General features: G+C 71.7%; 15 protein-coding genes. 7 read left to right on the top strand and 8 right to left on the bottom strand.

The window, feature by feature from the left end; translation table 11 throughout:
- Positions 1 to 24: 24 nt before the first annotated feature.
- Entirely contained in the window at positions 25 to 507 is a 483-nt protein-coding gene (locus tag ABRP24_RS01515) for a CarD family transcriptional regulator (protein ID WP_017888066.1), read from the bottom strand.
- A 141-nt stretch (positions 508 to 648) separates the two neighbouring features.
- Here ABRP24_RS01515 and ABRP24_RS01520 point away from each other — a divergent pair, with 141 nt between their 5' ends.
- Positions 649 to 1,305: a hypothetical protein gene (locus ABRP24_RS01520; RefSeq protein WP_155896892.1), complete on the top strand. Its 657-nt coding sequence runs from the start codon at positions 649 to 651 to the stop codon at positions 1,303 to 1,305.
- A gap of 96 nt (positions 1,306 to 1,401) precedes the next feature.
- Here ABRP24_RS01520 and ABRP24_RS01525 read toward each other — a convergent pair whose 3' ends face one another.
- Together ABRP24_RS01525 and ABRP24_RS01530 are read right to left on the bottom strand one after the other, a co-directional pair.
- Positions 1,402 to 2,082 (bottom strand): response regulator transcription factor, encoded by a 681-nt coding sequence (locus tag ABRP24_RS01525; protein WP_027466611.1) that lies wholly within the window; start codon positions 2,080 to 2,082, stop codon positions 1,402 to 1,404.
- On the bottom strand, positions 2,079 to 3,245 hold the full coding sequence (locus tag ABRP24_RS01530; RefSeq protein ID WP_027466612.1) for a cell wall metabolism sensor histidine kinase WalK: 1,167 nt from the start codon (positions 3,243 to 3,245) through the stop codon (positions 2,079 to 2,081). Before ABRP24_RS01530 ends, ABRP24_RS01525 begins: the two co-directional genes overlap by 4 nt.
- 146 nt (positions 3,246 to 3,391) lie before the next feature.
- Between ABRP24_RS01530 and phoU the strand changes: the two genes are divergently transcribed.
- Positions 3,392 to 4,060: a phosphate signaling complex protein PhoU gene (gene phoU, locus ABRP24_RS01535; protein WP_027466613.1), complete on the top strand. Its 669-nt coding sequence runs from the start codon at positions 3,392 to 3,394 to the stop codon at positions 4,058 to 4,060.
- A 50-nt stretch (positions 4,061 to 4,110) separates the two neighbouring features.
- On the top strand, positions 4,111 to 4,659 hold the full coding sequence (locus ABRP24_RS01540; protein ID WP_035809234.1) for an AAA family ATPase: 549 nt from the start codon (positions 4,111 to 4,113) through the stop codon (positions 4,657 to 4,659).
- A 91-nt stretch (positions 4,660 to 4,750) separates the two neighbouring features.
- Here the strand turns inward: ABRP24_RS01540 and ABRP24_RS01545 are convergent, their stop codons facing one another.
- Positions 4,751 to 5,497 (bottom strand): phosphoglyceromutase, encoded by a 747-nt coding sequence (locus ABRP24_RS01545; RefSeq protein WP_349847730.1) that lies wholly within the window; start codon positions 5,495 to 5,497, stop codon positions 4,751 to 4,753.
- A 44-nt stretch (positions 5,498 to 5,541) separates the two neighbouring features.
- Between ABRP24_RS01545 and ABRP24_RS01550 the strand changes: the two genes are divergently transcribed.
- On the top strand, positions 5,542 to 6,315 hold the full coding sequence (locus ABRP24_RS01550) for a class I SAM-dependent methyltransferase (RefSeq protein WP_349847729.1): 774 nt from the start codon (positions 5,542 to 5,544) through the stop codon (positions 6,313 to 6,315).
- Between the two features lie 96 nt (positions 6,316 to 6,411).
- Here ABRP24_RS01550 and ABRP24_RS01555 read toward each other — a convergent pair whose 3' ends face one another.
- From ABRP24_RS01555 to ABRP24_RS01565, 3 genes are all read right to left on the bottom strand, one after another.
- The gene (locus ABRP24_RS01555; RefSeq protein WP_349847728.1) at positions 6,412 to 7,494 is read right to left on the bottom strand and encodes a folate-binding protein; all 1,083 of its coding nucleotides are present in this window, start codon (positions 7,492 to 7,494) and stop codon (positions 6,412 to 6,414) included.
- The gene (locus ABRP24_RS01560) at positions 7,494 to 8,096 is read right to left on the bottom strand and encodes an FABP family protein (RefSeq protein ID WP_349847727.1); all 603 of its coding nucleotides are present in this window, start codon (positions 8,094 to 8,096) and stop codon (positions 7,494 to 7,496) included. The genes ABRP24_RS01555 and ABRP24_RS01560 overlap by 1 nt, the downstream gene beginning before the upstream one ends.
- A 136-nt stretch (positions 8,097 to 8,232) precedes the next feature.
- On the bottom strand, positions 8,233 to 8,514 hold the full coding sequence (locus tag ABRP24_RS01565; protein ID WP_128780538.1) for a hypothetical protein: 282 nt from the start codon (positions 8,512 to 8,514) through the stop codon (positions 8,233 to 8,235).
- Positions 8,515 to 8,671: 157 nt separating this feature from the next.
- Here ABRP24_RS01565 and ABRP24_RS01570 point away from each other — a divergent pair, with 157 nt between their 5' ends.
- From ABRP24_RS01570 to ABRP24_RS01580, 3 genes are read left to right on the top strand one after another with little or no spacing between them, the layout of a single operon-like run.
- Complete coding sequence (locus ABRP24_RS01570; protein ID WP_017888078.1) at positions 8,672 to 9,355, top strand: response regulator transcription factor; 684 nt, start codon at positions 8,672 to 8,674, stop codon at positions 9,353 to 9,355.
- Positions 9,355 to 10,173: a mycothiol synthase gene (gene mshD, locus ABRP24_RS01575; protein ID WP_214522061.1), complete on the top strand. Its 819-nt coding sequence runs from the start codon at positions 9,355 to 9,357 to the stop codon at positions 10,171 to 10,173. Before ABRP24_RS01570 ends, mshD begins: the two co-directional genes overlap by 1 nt.
- Before the next feature lie 47 nt (positions 10,174 to 10,220).
- A complete protein-coding gene (locus tag ABRP24_RS01580; RefSeq protein WP_349847726.1) occupies positions 10,221 to 12,236 on the top strand; it encodes a protein kinase in 2,016 nt (671 codons plus the stop codon).
- Between the two features lie 105 nt (positions 12,237 to 12,341).
- Here the strand turns inward: ABRP24_RS01580 and ABRP24_RS01585 are convergent, their stop codons facing one another.
- Complete coding sequence (locus tag ABRP24_RS01585; RefSeq protein WP_349847725.1) at positions 12,342 to 16,613, bottom strand: FtsK/SpoIIIE domain-containing protein; 4,272 nt, start codon at positions 16,611 to 16,613, stop codon at positions 12,342 to 12,344.
- Positions 16,614 to 16,638 lie beyond the last annotated feature (25 nt).

A 16,638-nucleotide genomic window follows, 5' to 3' on the forward strand; every position in this document is an offset into this window, starting at 1 on the left:
GTGTTCAGTGTGCTGTCGTCAGGCTCAGGAAGCCAGGACCTCGTCGAGGACGGTCGATGCCTTGTCCTCGTCGGTCTTCTCGGCAAGCGCGAGCTCGGAGATCAGGATCTGCCGGGCCTTGGCCAGCATCCGCTTCTCACCCGCGGAGAGCCCGCGGTCCTGATCCCGCCGCCAGAGGTCGCGGACGACCTCGGACACCTTGATGACGTCACCGGAAGCGAGCTTCTCGAGGTTCGCCTTGTAGCGGCGTGACCAGTTGGTGGGCTCTTCCGTGAACGGCGCCCGGAGGACCTCGAACACCTTGTCGAGTCCTTCCTTGCCGATCACGTCGCGGACGCCGACCAGGTCGACGTTGTCCGCCGGGACCTCGATCGTCAGGTCACCCTGCGTCACCCGCAGTTTCAGGTAGACCTTTTCCTCGCCCTTGATGACGCGAGTCTTGACTTCAGAGATGGTTGCCGCCCCGTGATGGGGGTAGACGACGGTCTCGCCGACCTCGAATTGCATGTATCAGGCTCCGTTCCCAGACATCCAGTTTACCACAAGGGCCGTTCCGGTAAGGGGACCCTCAACGCTCACCCCTCCCGGTGATCGCTAGGATGGGCGCGGGGACCGCCCGGTCCTCATCGTGACTTACGGAGGAATCTCTTGCGACCTCGGGTACTCGTGTCCGTCGCCGTTGCGGCAACCATCGCGCTCGGCGCCACCGGGTGCGAGTTCATGTCGCCGGCCCACACCGTCGACATCAAGCAGATCACCGACGGCGTGGACGTCTCGACCGGCAAGGTCGACGTGCGGAACGCCCTCCTGATCTCGGACGACGGTGAGAGCGCCCGCTTCATCGGCACGCTCGTGAACAACGACGACCAGGACGACTACACCGTCTCGATCGAGATCGGCGGCGACACCCAGACCGTCGACGTGCCGGCGAACACCCACGTCGACCTCGCCATGGCAGCGGGTGCGGGCAGCGACGACGAATCGAGCGTGCAAGAGGGCGACACCACGCAGGGCACCACCGCCGGTGACGCCGAGCCGATCGTGTTCGACAACGCGGACGCGAAGCCGGGTTCGCTCGTCAAGGTCTACTTCAGCTACCCCGACGCCGAGGGTGTCTCGGCGAACGTGCCGGTGCTGACGAGCTCGCAGGAGGAGTACCAGACCCTCGCGCCGAGCCCGACCCCGACGCCCACCTCGACGTCGCCGTCCGAGAGCGGCGCGCAGTCGACCGGCGAGGCCGTCCCCGGCACGCAGCCGACCGACTCGCAGACGGATTCGTCCGAGGGCGACAACGGCACCAACTGACGCCGACGGGCGCGGCTGACACCGCGCCCGGATCGTTCGCACAGGAGGCCCGGTGCGAGTCCCAGGGACTCGCACCGGGCCTCCTGTCCGTCCGCCTCAGGCCTCGATGCGGTAGCCGAGGCCGCGGACCGTCACCAGGATCTCGGGGGTCGACGGGACCCGCTCGATCTTCGAGCGGATGCGCTTGATGTGCACGTCGAGGGTCTTGGTGTCGCCGAAGTAGTCGGAACCCCACACCCGGTCGATGAGCTGCCCGCGGGTCAGCACACGGCCGGCGTTCCGGAGCAGCAGCTCGAGGAGTTCGAACTCCTTGAGCGGCATCGGGGTCTCGGACCCGTCGACCGACACCGTGTGCCGCTCGACGTCCATCCGGATGCCGCCGACCTGCAGGATCCCGCTGTCCGCCGGGTCGTCCTCGGTCCGGCGACGGAGCACGGCGCGGATCCGGGCCAGGAGCTCCCGGGTCGAGTACGGCTTCGTCACGTAGTCGTCGGCGCCGAGCTCGAGCCCGACGACGATGTCCACCTCCGAGTCCTTCGCGGTCAGCATGATGATCGGCGCGTTCGACCGGGTCCGGATCTGCCGGCACACCTCGGTGCCGCTCAGGCCCGGCAGCATCAGGTCGAGGAGCACCAGGTCGGGGTTCTCCGCGTCGAACTTCGACAGCGCGGTCACGCCGTCGGCGGCGACGGAGGTCTCGTACCCCTCACGCTGCAGCAGGAACTCCAGGGGCTCGCTCAGGGCCGGCTCGTCGTCGACGATGAGGATCTTGGTCACGATGGCTGCTCTTCCAGTTGCTCTTCGAGTGCTGTGGTCAGTTCGGGATCTGCCTCGGGCAGACGGATGGTGAAGGTCGAGCCCTTGCCGGGCTGCGACCAGACGCGCACGTCACCACCGTGGTTGCTGACGACGTGCTTGACGATCGCGAGCCCGAGGCCGGTGCCCCCGGTGGCGCGCGACCGTGCGGGATCGACACGGTAGAACCGTTCGAAGACGCGGTCGAGGTCGGCCTCGGGGATGCCGACGCCCTGGTCGGTGATCGCGATCTCGACGAAGCCCTTCGACGACCGCACGCCGACACCGACGCGGGTGTTGTCCGGGGAGTACTTCACCGCGTTGGCGATGAGGTTCGACACCGCGACCTGCAGCAGCCCGCGGTCGCCCATCACCCGCAGCTTCGACTTCTTGGCGCGGATGATCTCGATCGAGCGGGCGCGGGCGACGACCTCGTTCGCGTCGATCGCGGCCTGCACGATCTTGTCGATGCCGGTCTCCTCGCTGTTCTCGAGCGCGTCGACGGACTGCAGCCGGGACAGCTCGATGATGTCCTTCGTCAGCGCCCCGAGCCGCTCGGACTCGGTGATCAGCTGCGCGGCGAACTTCTTCACGTGCGCGGGGTCGTCGGCGGCGAGGACGAGGGTCTCGGACAGCAGGCCGATGGCGCCGATCGGCGTCTTCAGCTCGTGCGAGATGTTGGCGACGAAGTCGCGGCGGACCTCGTCGATGCGCCGGCTCTCGGTCAGGTCGTCGGCCGTGAGCAGGACGTACCGGTTGCCGAGCTGGGCGGCACGGAAGCTGAGGTAGCCGATGAGCTCCCCGTGGCGGCCACGCGGCAGCTCGAGGTCCTCCGACCCCATCTCCCCGCTCTTGCGCACCCGGTCGATGAGCTCGAGCAGTTCGTGGTGCACGAGGCGTCGGCGCACGACGAGGCCCGCCGTGAGGGCCTGGGGGGATGCCGCGACGACGGTGTTCGACGGGTCGATGACGACCGCCGGGTTGTGCATCGTCGCGATGACCGCTGCGACGCCGTCCGGCAGGGTCCGCTCCGCCACGTCGGCAGCACGAGCCGTCCGCTCGGCGGTGATGATCAGCACCACGACGCCCGCGCCGAAGACCCCGCCGAGGAGCATCGACAGTGGCACGAGCCACGCGTTGTCCATGCCGCCAGTGTAGGGATGGTCATGCGGGGTTCCGGTACCGTTCACCGTCTGCGGAAGGCCAGAACGCGAAGCGTTCAGCCCCGCGTCACCGTTCGTTCACCTGGGCTGACGACACTCGTCCGGTACGCAGAGAGAGGTACTCCCCCATGCGCGAAGTCTTCCAGCAGGAACTCCAGGACGTCCAGGAGCGACTGACCGAGATCGCCGGGCTCGTCGAGTCCGCCATCACCCGAGCCACCCAGGCCTTCAGCGACTCCGACGTCGCCCTCGCCGAAGAGGTGATCGCCGACGACGAGAAGATCGACCTCGCCGCGAACAGCCTCGACGAGATCGCGATCGACATCCTCGCCCGCCAGGCACCGGTGGCCCGCGACCTGCGCGTCGTCGTCACCGCCCTGCGCGTCAGCTCCTCGCTCGAGCGCATGGGCGACATGGCCGAGCACATCGCGCAGCTCGCCCGCCAGCGCTTCCCCGAGAAGGTTGTGCCGAAGGGCCTGCGCAGCACGTTCAAGGAGATGGGCCGGCACGACGTCGCGATGGCGCAGAAGCTCACGCGGCTGCTCGCTACCGAGGACATCGCGCTGTCGGCCGAGATCCGCGACGAGGACGACGCAGTCGACGAGCTGCACGCCAGCGTCTTCGACTTCGTGCTCGGCGAGGCCTGGAAGGGCGGTCCGATCGACACCGTCGACGCCACCCTGGCCTCCCGCTACCACGAGCGCTTCGCCGACCACGCGGTCTCGATCGCCAAGAAGGTCGAGTACCTGGCGACCGGCGACTGGACCGGCGCGTCCACCTCGACCGCGGCGGTCTGACCCGACCCGATCGGTCTGACCCGGCCCGATCGGTCTGCGAGGATCGTGGCATGGCCCAGGTCGCGATCATCGTCAACGGCATGCCCGGTTCCGGCAAGAGCAGCATCGGCACGGCACTCGCCGAGGTGCTCGGCTGCCCGTTCCTGTCGAAGGACCGCATCAAGGAGCCCCTCGCCGACGTCGTCGGCCCGATGATCGCCTCGCGCCCGCTCGGCGGCATCGCGATGGACACGATGTGGTCCATGGCGCGGGCCGTCGAGAACGGGGTCGTCCTCGACGCCGTCTGGCTGCCGTCGCGTGACCGGGACCTCCTGGAGGCCGGACTCGCGTCCGCCGGGTCGCCTCGCGCCGTCGAGGTGTGGTGCGACACGGACCGCGCCACCGCCGAGCAGCGGCTGCGCGACCGGTACGAACCGGGCACCGTGCCGGTGCGGCACGAGGTGCACGGGGACCTGGCCGACGTGCTGGCCTTCTGGGACGAGCACGGCGACGACGCCCGGCCCGTCGGGCTGCCCGGCGTCCCGGTGATCCGGGTCGACACGACGAAGCCCTACGACGTCGGGGCACTGGTGCAGGAGATCGCGTCGCACTTCGTCTGAGCGTCCCGATGCGCGGGGCTCGGCTTCGACGTCGACACAGCGAAGGCCGCAGCCCCCGTCGGGACTGCGGCCTTCGTCGTTCGCGTGGGTGCTACTTCTTGGCGCCCTGGGCGGCCACGGCGGCGGCGCCGGCTGCGGCGGCCTCGGGGTCCAGGTAGTACGCGGGCTTCGTCGGCGTGAAGTCGTCGTCGAGCTCGTACACCAGCGGGATGCCCGTCGGGATGTTCAGGCCGGCGATGTCATCGTCGGAGATGCCGTCGAGGTGCTTCGCGAGCGCACGCAGCGAGTTGCCGTGGGCCGTCACCAGCACGGTCTTGCCGGCGGCGAGGTCCTTCGTGATGTCGGACTCCCAGTACGGCAGCAGGCGGTCGATCACGAGCTTGAGCGACTCGGTGCGGGGCAGCTGGTCGCCGAGCTCGGCGTAGCGGCGGTCACCGAACTGCGACCACTCGGCGTCGTCGGCGATGGGGGGCGGCGGGACGTCGAACGAACGGCGCCACTCCATGAACTGCTGCTCGCCGTACTCGGCCAGGGTCTGGGCCTTGTCCTTGCCCTGCAGGTCGCCGTAGTGGCGCTCGTTGAGGCGCCAGTCGCGCTTCACCGGCAGCCAGGCCAGGTCGGCCTGCAGCAGCGCGATGTCCGCCGTCTGGATCGCACGGGTCAGGAGCGAGGTGTACAGGACGTCGGGGACGATGCCGGACTCGGCGATGAGGTCGCCGGCGCGCTTCGCCTCCTTCTCGCCCAGCTCGCTGAGCCGGACGTCGACCCAACCGGTGAACAGGTTCTTCTGGTTCCAGTCACTGTTGCCGTGACGGAGCAGGACGAGCGTGGAGGTCATGCCTCCGAGTCTACCGAGCGGTACCGGCCCCGTACCCTTGACGCATGCCCATCGGGAACGTGACGCGCGGGACGACCGGGTACAACCGGCTCCGCCGCGTCGACCGGTGGATCGCGACCCTGCCGGTGCTGCGCCGGACGGACGACCCGCTCGTCGCCGACGTCGGCTACGGGGCATCTCCGACCACCACCCTCGAACTGCGCGACCGGCTGGCCGCCGTCCGACCCGACGTCGAGGTGACCGGCATCGAGATCGAGCCCTCGCGGGTCGCGCTCGCGAACGCCGGGACCCGCGACGGCGTGACGTTCCGACTGGGGGGCTTCGAGACGCCGACGCCCGGGCAGCGCCGGCCCGCCGTCATCCGGGCCTTCAACGTGCTGCGGCAGTACGACGAGTCCGCGGTGGTCGGGTCGTGGCGGATCATGCAGGACCGGCTGCAGCCCGGCGGTGCGCTCGTCGAGGGGACCTGCAGCGAGGTCGGTCGGGTGGCCTCGTGGGTGACGCTCGACGACGTCGCGCCGCAGACGTTCACGGTGTCCCTCCGGCTCGCCGGGCTCGACGTGCCCTCGATCGTCGCCGAGCGCCTGCCGAAGGCGCTGATCCACCGCAACGTGCCCGGCGAACGGGTGCACGCGTTCCTGCGGGACCTCGACCTGTCGTGGGCGGTCGCCGCACCGCTCGGCACGTACGGGCCCCGGCAGCGGTGGATCGCCACCGTGCGCGGGATGCGTGACCGCGGCTGGCCGGTGCTGCACGGGGTGACGCGCTGGCGGCTCGGTGAGCTCAGCGTCCCGTGGTCGGCCGTCGAGCCCGCCTGACGCCAGCACGCAGGACACCGGTGTTCGCGCTCCGAACACCCGCGAACCGCGGTGCGACCGGCGAACACCGGTGTCTTGCGACCCTCAGCGCGCAGGCTACGAGCGCTTGACGGCTCCGAGGCGGGGCAGGCGCGGGACGTTCGCCGTGGCACCGGCCTCGGGCGGGACGATGGTCTCCTGCGCCGCGGTCACCACGACGTCGTCGGCCTCGAGCCGCAGGGTCGCGGTGGGGTCGAGCGAGCGCTTGACCACGGCGAGCCCGATGGGACCGAGCTCGTGGTGGATCGCCGACGCCGACAGCCGGCCGACGGGCTTCTCGTCGAGCAGCACCGGGGCCCCGGGGGCCGGCAGCACGCCGTCGGACCCGTCGAGGTGCAGCAGCACGGCCCGTCGCGGCGGGTGCCCGAGGTTGTGGACCTTGGCGACGGTCTCCTGCCCGCGGTAGCAGCCCTTCGACAGGTGCACGGCGGAGCGCAGCCAGTCGAGCTCGTGCGGGATCGTCCGCTCGTCCACGTCGGACAGGGTCGGGCGCCACGCGGCGATCCGCAGCGCCTCGTACGCGAGCAGCCCCGCGACGGGCACGTCCGACGCGGCGATCGCGGTCGCGGTGCCGGGGGTGACCACGGCGATGCGGAGGGTCCAGTCGGAGCCGGGGTGGGCCTCCTGATCGGCGTAGCCCCACCCGCCCGGCGTGACGGCGCCCCACGGGTCGACCCACTCGGCGACGGGCGGTTCCGGCAGTTCGACGGAGGCGAACGGGGCGTCCGCCCCGAACCAGCCGAGGGTGACGAAGTCGGCGGAGCGATCGGCGACCTCGACCCGGAGCATGAAGCGCATCGAGTCGAGCCACCCGGCGAGCGGCGCGGCGTCAGCGCGCTCGGTGAGCAGCCAGGCCGTCGCACCGTCGTCGACGACGCGGGCCGCGTGCTCGACGCGTCCGGCCTGGTCGAGCACGAGCGTCTCGGTGCTGACGCCGGTCGGCAACCCGGTGAGCTGCTGCGAGGTGATCGAGTTGAGCCACGACAGCCGGTCCGGTCCGGTGACGGTGACGACACCGAGTCCGAGCTCGACGACGGCACGCCCCCGGGTCAGCAGGCGCTGCTCCCCGATCGGGTTGCCGAAGTGCGCGGCGACGGAGTCGGCGGCGACGAAGCCGTCACGCGCGGCGAACACCGACATCAGTCGACCTTCGCGAGCTGCCCCGAGGCGTGCGAGGTGAGTTCGCGACCGAGCGCGGCGATGTCCCACGCCCAGAAGAGCTTGCCCTCGACCAGTCCGTACAGGCGGGTCGCGGCGGAGTAGTCCTTCGCGTTCGGCGAGCGCAGCACGGCGTCGGTCGACAGGTCGATCCGGCCCTTCAGCACACGGCCGACGTAGAGCTCGTTGACGCCCGTCGGGTGGATGATCGCGGCCTCGACGTCGAAGCCGTCAGTGGTGTTGCGGAGCGCCTCGACGCTCTCGACCGTGCTGAAGGGCGTGGGGCCGTCGCCCAGGAGCATCGCGGGGCCGCGGTCGCCCGGCTCGGTGGGACGGTCGATCCGCCAGTAGCCCATCTCGGCGGCGAGCGGGGTGTGGTCGTCGTCGAGCAGCCACGTGGTCGACGAGTAGTTCAGGTACGGGAGACCGTCGTGGCTGAAGCTGACGCGCTGGCCGAACTCGTAGTTCCGGACCTCGTCGTCGTCACCGACCGGGTACTCGACCACACCGGTGCCTTCCCACACGCCGACCAGCCACGACAGCGGGACCAGTTCGGGGGCGAGGCCATCGGGCAGCTCGATCAACGCTGGCCCTTGAACAGCTTCACGACGACGACCACCGAGATGAACGCGATCGCGAGCGACGCCAGGCCGAGGAGGCCGACGTAGAAGAGCTCGAGCGCAAGCAGCGAATCCATGCTCGGAGTCTACGCGGCTCCGCTCAACGCGCCAGGAGCACCACCGCGGTGACGAGGACCACGACGAACGCCCCGGACGACGCGATGCTGATCCGTTCGACCAGACCGTCCTTCGTGGCGGTGATGAGCTGCAGCACGAAGCTGACCATCACGCAGGCGACGAAGACGAGCAGCAGCCAGGCGAAGGCATCGCGCTCGGCCACGGTCAGCACGAGCACGGCCCCGACGACCGCCAGCACCCAGACCGGCAGGACGGACGTCAGCCGCAGGCGACGCTGGTCGGTGGGGTGCACGGGCTCGGTCACGCGCTCCATCATGTCAGGGACGTGCGGAACGCACGCACCGTGCGGTGCGGTGCTCGCACGGTGCGGTGCGGGACGACGCGCAATCCGTCCGGCCGGATGAGTCCTTCCCGAGCATCACTAGGATGTCTCCACGACGTCATCCACCTCCGGAGGTCCTGTGGCACAGCTCCTGGTACTCACCTCGACCGCGCCCGGAGACGTCCTGCCGAGCCTGGGCCTCCTGAGCCACCGGATCCGCCACGTGCCGGCCGAGGCCGCACAGCTGGTCAACGCCCCGCAGAGCGACCTGATGTTCGTGGACGCCCGCACCGACCTGGTCAGCGCGAAGGCCCTGTGCAAGATCCTCGCCTCGTCGGGGTCGACCACGCCGATCGTGCTCGTCGTCACCGAGGGCGGGCTGACCGCGGTGAACAGCGACTGGAACGTCGACGACGTCGTGCTCGAGAGCGCCGGCCCGGCCGAGATCGACGCCCGCATCCGGCTGTCGGCCGGTCGTGCGGCGAAGGGCCAGACGAGCTCGAAGATCCAGGCGTCCGGTGTCGTCATCGACGAGGCCAGCTACTCCGCCAAGGTGCGCGGCCGGCCGCTCGACCTGACGTTCAAGGAGTTCGAGCTCCTGCGCTTCTTCGCCACCCACCCGTCACGCGTCTTCACCCGCGAGCAGCTGCTCAGCGAGGTCTGGGGCTACGACTACTTCGGTGGCACCCGCACGGTCGACGTGCACGTCCGACGGCTGCGCGCCAAGCTCGGCGACCTCGAGTCGCTCATCGGCACCGTCCGCAACGTCGGGTACCGCTTCAACGTCTACGACGACGAGGCCGAGCGCCTGATGGGGCAGTAGTGCTCCCCGATCTCGGCAGCTTCGTCGCCCCCGGCGAGGCTCCCCCGTTCTCCGACCAGACCCTGGTCGACGTCCGCGCGGGGCGCGCGACCGTCCTGACCGTCGACCACGGGGTCGCGGTGGTCCGTGACGGCGAGCTGGAACTCGTCGTCGCCCAGGAGGCCCGTGGCCGGGGCATCGGCACGGCCCTGGTGTCGCAGGCACTCGCGCTGGGCGGCGGGGCCGCTCCCCGGCTCGCGTGGGCGCACGGGGACCACCCGGCAGCGCGTGCACTGGCCGACCGGTTCGGCTGGCGCGCGGTCCGCACGCTGCTGCAGCTCCGGGCACCCGTCGCCGAGTCCGATGTCGACGTGGCGCTGCCAGACGGCTACTCCCTGTCGGCGTTCCGCCCCGGGACCGACGACGAGACCGACTGGCTCGCGCTGAACGCCGCCGCCTTCGCCCACCACCCCGAGCAGGGTCGGATGACGCTCGACGACCTGCACGCACGCGAGGCCGACGACTGGTTCGCAGGCGAGGACCTGCTGCTGCTCCGCGACGCCTCCGGGCAGCTCGCGGGCTCGTGCTGGCTCAAGGTCGAGGACGGCATCGGCGAGTTCTACGCCGTCGCCGTGCGGCCCGACCTGCAGGGGCAGCGACTCGGCGGTGTGCTCATGCGTGCGGGCACCGCTCGGCTGCGCGGCCGCGGCCTGACCGCCGCCGCACTGTACGTCGAGGGGGACAACGAGCCGGCGCTGGCGCTGTACCGGCGCTCGGGGTTCACGCAGCACGCGATCGACGTGCAGTACGCGGCGCCGGAGCAGGCCGCCGGCCGGTAACATTGCGTGGTCGGCGAGGGGTCGGCCATCGGGGGATCGGGGAACGCGTGGCGCAGGACCGTCAAGGGCAGTACGGCCAGGGCGAACCGCTCGGTGCGTCCTACCGACTGGTCGAGCTCCTCGGGACCGGCGCCACCGGAGAGGTCTGGCGGGTCGAGCACTCCGCGACCGGCGAGGCCTTCGCGGCCAAGCTCCTGCGTGCCGAACTCGCCGCCGACCCGCAGATCGTCGAGCGCTTCGTCCGCGAACGCTCGGTGCTCCTCGCCCTGCAGCACCCGTCCATCGTGCGCGTCCGCGACCTCGTCGTCGAGGGCGACCGGCTCGCGATCGTCATGGACCTGGTGCCGGGTGGGTCCGCCCGCGACCTGCTCGCGGCGAACGGTCCGCTCCTCCCGCGGGACGCCCTGACGATCACCGCCGAGACCCTCGACGCACTCACCGCGGCGCACGAGCAGGACGTCACCCACCGTGACGTGAAGCCCGACAACGTCCTGCTCCGGACCGCGTGGGTCCCCGGTGCCACCGGCGCCGTCCGGGTCACCGACTTCGGGATCGCGTCGGTCGTCGCCGAACGTGAACGCACGACCACCGGGCTCCTCGGCACGCCGCAGTACATGGCACCCGAGTCGATCAGCCACGGACGCTCGGGTCCGGCAGCCGACGTCTACGGTGCCGGGGTCATGCTCTACGAGCTGCTGTCCGGTCGCACACCGTTCGCCGGACCGGGCACGGACTTCGCCGTGGCGTACCGCCACGTCACCTCGAACCCGCCCCCGCTCGACGTGCCCGACGCCCTGTGGGCCGCGGTGTCCGCCCTGCTCGCGAAGGACCCGAACGCCCGGCCGTCGGCGACCGACGCGGCGGGGACCCTCCGTCGGCTCGCACGGTCCCTCGCCTCGGCACCCGCGCTGGTCGCCTCCAGCGACCCGGACTCGTTCGACGAGGTCGAGCGTCCGGCGACCGTCGTCCGTGGGGTCCGTCCCGACGACGCGGCGGGATCCCGGACCACCGCCACCGGGGACGACGCCGCGGTCGTCGGGCCGGCCCCGGAGCTCGGCCCCGCCGGGTCGCAGACCGTCATCCGGCCGATGGCGCGGCAGCCACTGCCCGCTGCACCGGCCACTGAGCCCGAACCGACGCGTCGGTTCGCCCGCCCCGAGTGGCTGACCGACCGTGCGCTCCTGTTCGGCGGCATCGGCGTCGTGCTCGTCGCCGCGCTGGTCGTCGGTGGCGTCGTGTGGCTGCCAGGGGCCCTCCGGAAGACGCCGGGCACCGGTACCGCGACCGCACAGGCCGCCAACGCCTACCAGCAGGACCGGCCACTGCCCACCGGGCTGGCGACCACACGGCGCGCCACCATCGACCCGGCGAAGGGCACCGTGGACCTGCGCGTCACGTACGCGGCGCAGGCGGCCACCCTCAGCGGACCGTTCCTCGAGGTGCTGCCGGGTGCCCGCTCGGGAGCCTCCTGCCCCGCGGTCACCTGGTCCGGCGAGGGCATCACCGCGAAGCGCAACCAGCCGTCACTGACCGGCGTGGACACCGCGTGCGCGTGGAGCCTGTCCGGCGTCGAGGTCCCCGCCGGCGGAGACGTCACGGTCGAGGCCTCGGTGCGACTCGCCGTCGAGGACGGTGCAGCGCTGCAGACCTGGCTCGACGGCGTCGGCGAGGCGACCACCGCAGCCGTGACCGATGACACCGTGCGCGGGACGGCCTACCCCGTCCAGCGGTTGCAGGGCGTCGAGGTCCGGACGCCCGACCGGACGGTCAGCCAGACGGCACTGCCGGTGACCCTGGTGCCGGTCTGGCCGAACGGCGCCGACGAGCTTAACCCGCTCTACCGCAGTCCGAGCAGCGGGCGCCCGTCGCAGATGCTCGTCGACGTGGCCGGCGGGGAGTCCGGCGTACGGTTCGCCGACGGCTGCTCGGGCGCGTTGGCCGTGTCATCCGACGGGCTCGTGGTCACCGCACTGTCCGTCGCCCCGTCGTGCACCGTCCGGGCGACGGTGGGGAACTTCACGAACCTCGAGAGCTCGCCCTTCGGGATCACGACGCGCGACTGAGCGCGTCTGTCACGCGCGTCCATCGCACGACTGAGCGCGACCAGCAGACGGACTGGAGGCCCGTGGCGGCGTCGCCACGGGCCTCCAGTCCGTCAGTCGGTCGGGTCAGCTGCCTGCGGACGCGGTCTGGACCAGGCGGACGGCGCCGCCGGACGACGCGTAGCCGCGCCCCACGGTCAGCGCGACCGGTGCACGGCGCGGGAGCGTGACGCCGAGCAGCTCGCCGTCGTAGTCGACGTCCGGCTGCAGGAGCACGCCGCACCGCGACTTGCGGACGGCGCGGGTCCAGTGGCTGTAGAGCGACCGGAGGTCGGCGGACCGACCGGCGGCGACCACGCACAGACCGGGACGCTCCGTCGCGAGCAGGGTGGCGATCGCCTGGTCGCCGTCGTCGAAGCGTTCGGCGTCGTCGATGAGCAGCAGGACCGGACCGCGCTCGAGCCGCAGCCCGGCCAGCAGAGCGGGGACCTCGTCGGGTCCGACGGCGATGCGGTCGAACGATCCCGAGGCGAGCGGTGACCGACGGTCACAGATCGCCCAGACGGCCGGGCGGACGCCCTCTGCAGCGCGTGCCAGTGCCGCCAACGCCAGCAGGACGGTCGACTTGCCCGAGCGCGCCGGCCCCGCGACGAGCACGTGCTCGCCGTCGTAGACCTCGAGCGTGGCCGGAGCGAGGTCGTCCTCGGCGATCCCGACCGGCAGCCGCCACGGCTCGCTGGAGAAGACCGCGTGCGCGCCGAGCTCGTCGACCAGGACGGCGTCGGGCAGCCGCCCGACCGCACTCGCCTTCGGAGCGGTGCCGGACCAGCGTTCCGCGAGGCGCTCGACCGCCTGCGCGAGCGGGACGTCGGGCGTCGCCACGTGCGACTGCAGGCGCATGACCGAGTCGATGAATCGACCCGGCACCGGCGGCGGGACGTCCTTGGGGCGGACGCCGATCGAGGCGTAGTCGTACGGGTCAGCCAGGCGGAACATCCACTTCTGGGTGGTCACTTCGTCCATCGCGGACGGCACTGCCTTGGCCCGCGTCGTCGACACGGCGAACGAGATGCCCAGCGCGGGCCCCTCGGCGTAGACGCGGTACAGGGCGTCGAGCAGCAGCTGGCCCTCGAAGTCCTGGTACTCGTCGCGCAGTGCCGCGAGACCGTCGATCAGCACGACGGCACGGCGGCCGCCCGGAGTGGCACGACGGCGCTCGAGCTCGACGCGCAGGTGGCGGAGGAACCGCGCCTGCAACTCCCCCGCGCCGGCTCCGGAGCCGACGTAGGCCGTGGTGTGCGGCAGCCGGGCGAGCGGAGCGAGGTCCCCTGGGCCCATGTCGAGCACCAGCAGGTCGAGGTCCTCCGGGCTCGTCGCGGCGGCGAGCTGCAGGGCGAGGGTGGCGAGCGCCGTGCTCGTCCCGCTGCCGGGGATGCCCATGAGCATGAGGTTGCCCTCGTCGAGGTCCCATCCGGTGGTGACCTGGCGCTGGTGGTCGGGGTCGTCCGCCAGGGCGACGGGCACCGTCCGCGACGTGTCAGCGGCGTCGGCTGCTGCCAGCGCACCCAGCTCGACGCGGTCGCCGAGTGCCTCGGGCCAGATCGGGCGCGGCGGAGCGTAGCCGGCGGCGGCGTTCGCCTGCCCGATCGACTCGATGAGCTGGTCGAGGTCGGTCACGTCGGACGCCGTCGGAGCAGGGGCGGGCATCGGCGCCGGAACGCCGAAGACGTCCGTCGGTCGGACGGACACCGGCTGTTCGGCGCGTTCGTCACGGGCTCGGCCGGTGACGAGGGCTGTCTGCACCGGGGTGATGTCGTCCTGCCCGAGCTTCACGTAGGCGCGACCGGTCTGCTGGCGACCGATGCCGGCGGCCGCGGGGACGCCGATCACGTTGGTTGAATCCTCGCGGCTCTGCACCCGCAGCGCGACACGCATGTTGGTGTTCGCCAGGATGTCCTCGCTCACCACGCCGGCCGGCCGCTGGGTGGCCAGGATCATGTGGACGCCGAGTGTGCGCCCGACCGCCGCGACGGCGACGAGCGAGGTCAGGACGTCGGGGAAGTCCTTCGCCAGCATCGCGAACTCGTCCACGACGAGGAGCAGGCGCGGCATCGGCTCGTCCGGCTTCGTCGCCAGGTAGGCGTCGAGGTTGTCGATGTCCGCCCCGGCCGCGGCGAACACCCGCTGCCGTCGCTCGAGCTCGGCCTCGAGCGCACGGATCGCCCGGTCGGCGAGCTGCTCGTCGAGGTTGCTGATCGTGCCGATGGTGTGCGGCAGCCGCTCGCAGGCGGCGAACGCGGCCCCGCCCTTGAAGTCGACGAGCAGGAAGTTCAGGCGCGTCGGGTCGTTCCGCGCAGCGAGCCCGGCGACCAGCGACCGCAGGAACTCGCTCTTGCCCGAACCCGTCGTGCCACCGACCAGGCCGTGTGGTCCGTCGCGGACGAGGTCGATCTCGAGGACGCCGCTCTCCGACGACCCGATCGGGGTCGAGAAGCCGGTGCGGGCGTCCCAGGCCGTGCGGATCGCATCGGCTGCGCTCGTGCCCGTCGGGGTTCGCGCGACCGTGTCGTCACCCGCGAGCAGCTCCGGCAGGCGGACGAGCGACGGCAACGACGCACCCGGCACCAGCAGTTCGGGATCGTCGAAGTGCGCCACGCTGCGGGCGCTCCGTTCGGCGGTCTCGGCGCTGAGGCCGGCGAGCACGACGTCCTCGACGCGGGTCCGGTCCTCCGGTCGGTACACCGTCGCTGCGGCGTCGGCACCGACCGTGATGATCGTCGTGCAGGCTGCGGGGAGCTGCTGCTCGTTGGTCGCGATGACGATCCCGCTCACCCGGCGGGGCTGCTCGCCGGGACGGAGCGACTGTCCGGGCACGGTGCGCCCTTCGCCGAGCAGGTTGCGGGCGGGTGCGTCGCGGCCCTCGGTGAGCACTTCGGAGTCGACCACGACGAGCAGGTTGGGGGTCGGGAGTTCGTCGAGCGACTCCCGCAGCCCCCGGAGCATCGCGGCGCTCTGGTCACGCTGCGCCGACATCCAGCGGGCACCGGTGCTGCTCCCCGCCACGCGCGCATGCGGCAGCCAGGAGGCCCATCCCCAGTCGTCCGCGCGGCCGGCGTCGCAGAAGATGCCCACCGTCAGGTCGGCGGGCCCGCAGTGCACGGTGGCCTGCGTGAGCAGACTGCGCGCCAGCGCGAGCGCGCCCTCGCGGTCGCCGACGATCCCGACGACACCGGCGTCGGACAGGTCCGCCACGACCGGCGCAGCGGTGAGGCGACTGTCGGCGATGGCGGCCTTCGCCTCGTCCTCGAGCTTGGACGACGCCGCCCGCTGATCGAGTCCGGGGCGCCACGGAGCGTCACCGGTGCCGGCGTGCAGGCTGAGGAAGTCAGCGTCCTCGGAGCGTCGCTGCCACAGCAGGGTGGTGGGGAGCTCGGCCCGGCGGACGACGGTGGCCGGGTCGGGGACGAGTTCCTGCCGACGGGCAGCCTCGACCGCTGCGGCCTCGGCGATCTCACCCCGGAAGGCCTCCACGGCCTCGGCGAAGCGGGTGTCCTCCTCCTTCAGGTTCCTCGCCCGACGGTGCTTCTGCTCGAACCACATGCCGATCGCCGTGACCGGCGACAGCAGCGCGAACAGGGCGAACCGGGCGTCGCCGAGCAGGAGCACCATCGCGCCGGCGAGGACCAGAGGCGCTGCGACGGTGATCCAGCTGAACTTCGAGGCCTGCGGGACCTCGCGCTTGGCCGGCGGGTCGACGGTCTCGGTCTCGGTGTTCCGCCCGGCTCGGGGCGGGCGGTTGAACGGGGCGGTCGCCGCGGGCGTCAGGTTCGCCAGGGACCCTGCGGCCGGCACGGGGACCTCGTCCAGCTCCGGCCGGACCAGCAGCACGGCACCGCCAACGATCACGCTCGTGGTCCCGGTGAGCAGGACGCCGTCGGCATCGATGCGCTCGCCCGCGATCACGGTGCCGTTCGTCGAACCGGCGTCACGCACGCGGACCCCGTCGTCCTCGCGCTCGATCGTGCAGTGCTCCCACGAGGCGCTCTCGGTGGGCAGCACGACATCGGCTTGGGGCGCCCGGCCCACGACGAGCTTCCGGCTGCGCGGGACCGGTACGATGAGACCCGCGTCGAGTCCCCCGGCGAGGGTGACGCTCCACCCGTCGATCGTCTGCGGTCGCTCCTGCGGTGCGCGGCCGATGCGGGAGCCCTCGAGCAGGACGAGGTCACGCAGCGGGGTCGCCGCGCTGGTGCGGTGACCGTCGACCGCGAGGGTCGTCTCGGCGTCGAGTTCGACACCGATCGCCGCCGAGAGGAGCTCCCCCAGCGAGGACGCGCCGGACCACCCGTCGACCTCGACCGCTTCACGTCGGTCGTCGAGCTCGATCAGCAGGCGCATGCTCGCGGTGTCCTTCTCGGGTAGT

The organism is Curtobacterium sp. WHRI 8282 (assembly GCF_040223925.2).
In the GTDB taxonomy this organism is placed as follows: Bacteria; Actinomycetota; Actinomycetes; order Actinomycetales; family Microbacteriaceae; genus Curtobacterium; species Curtobacterium flaccumfaciens.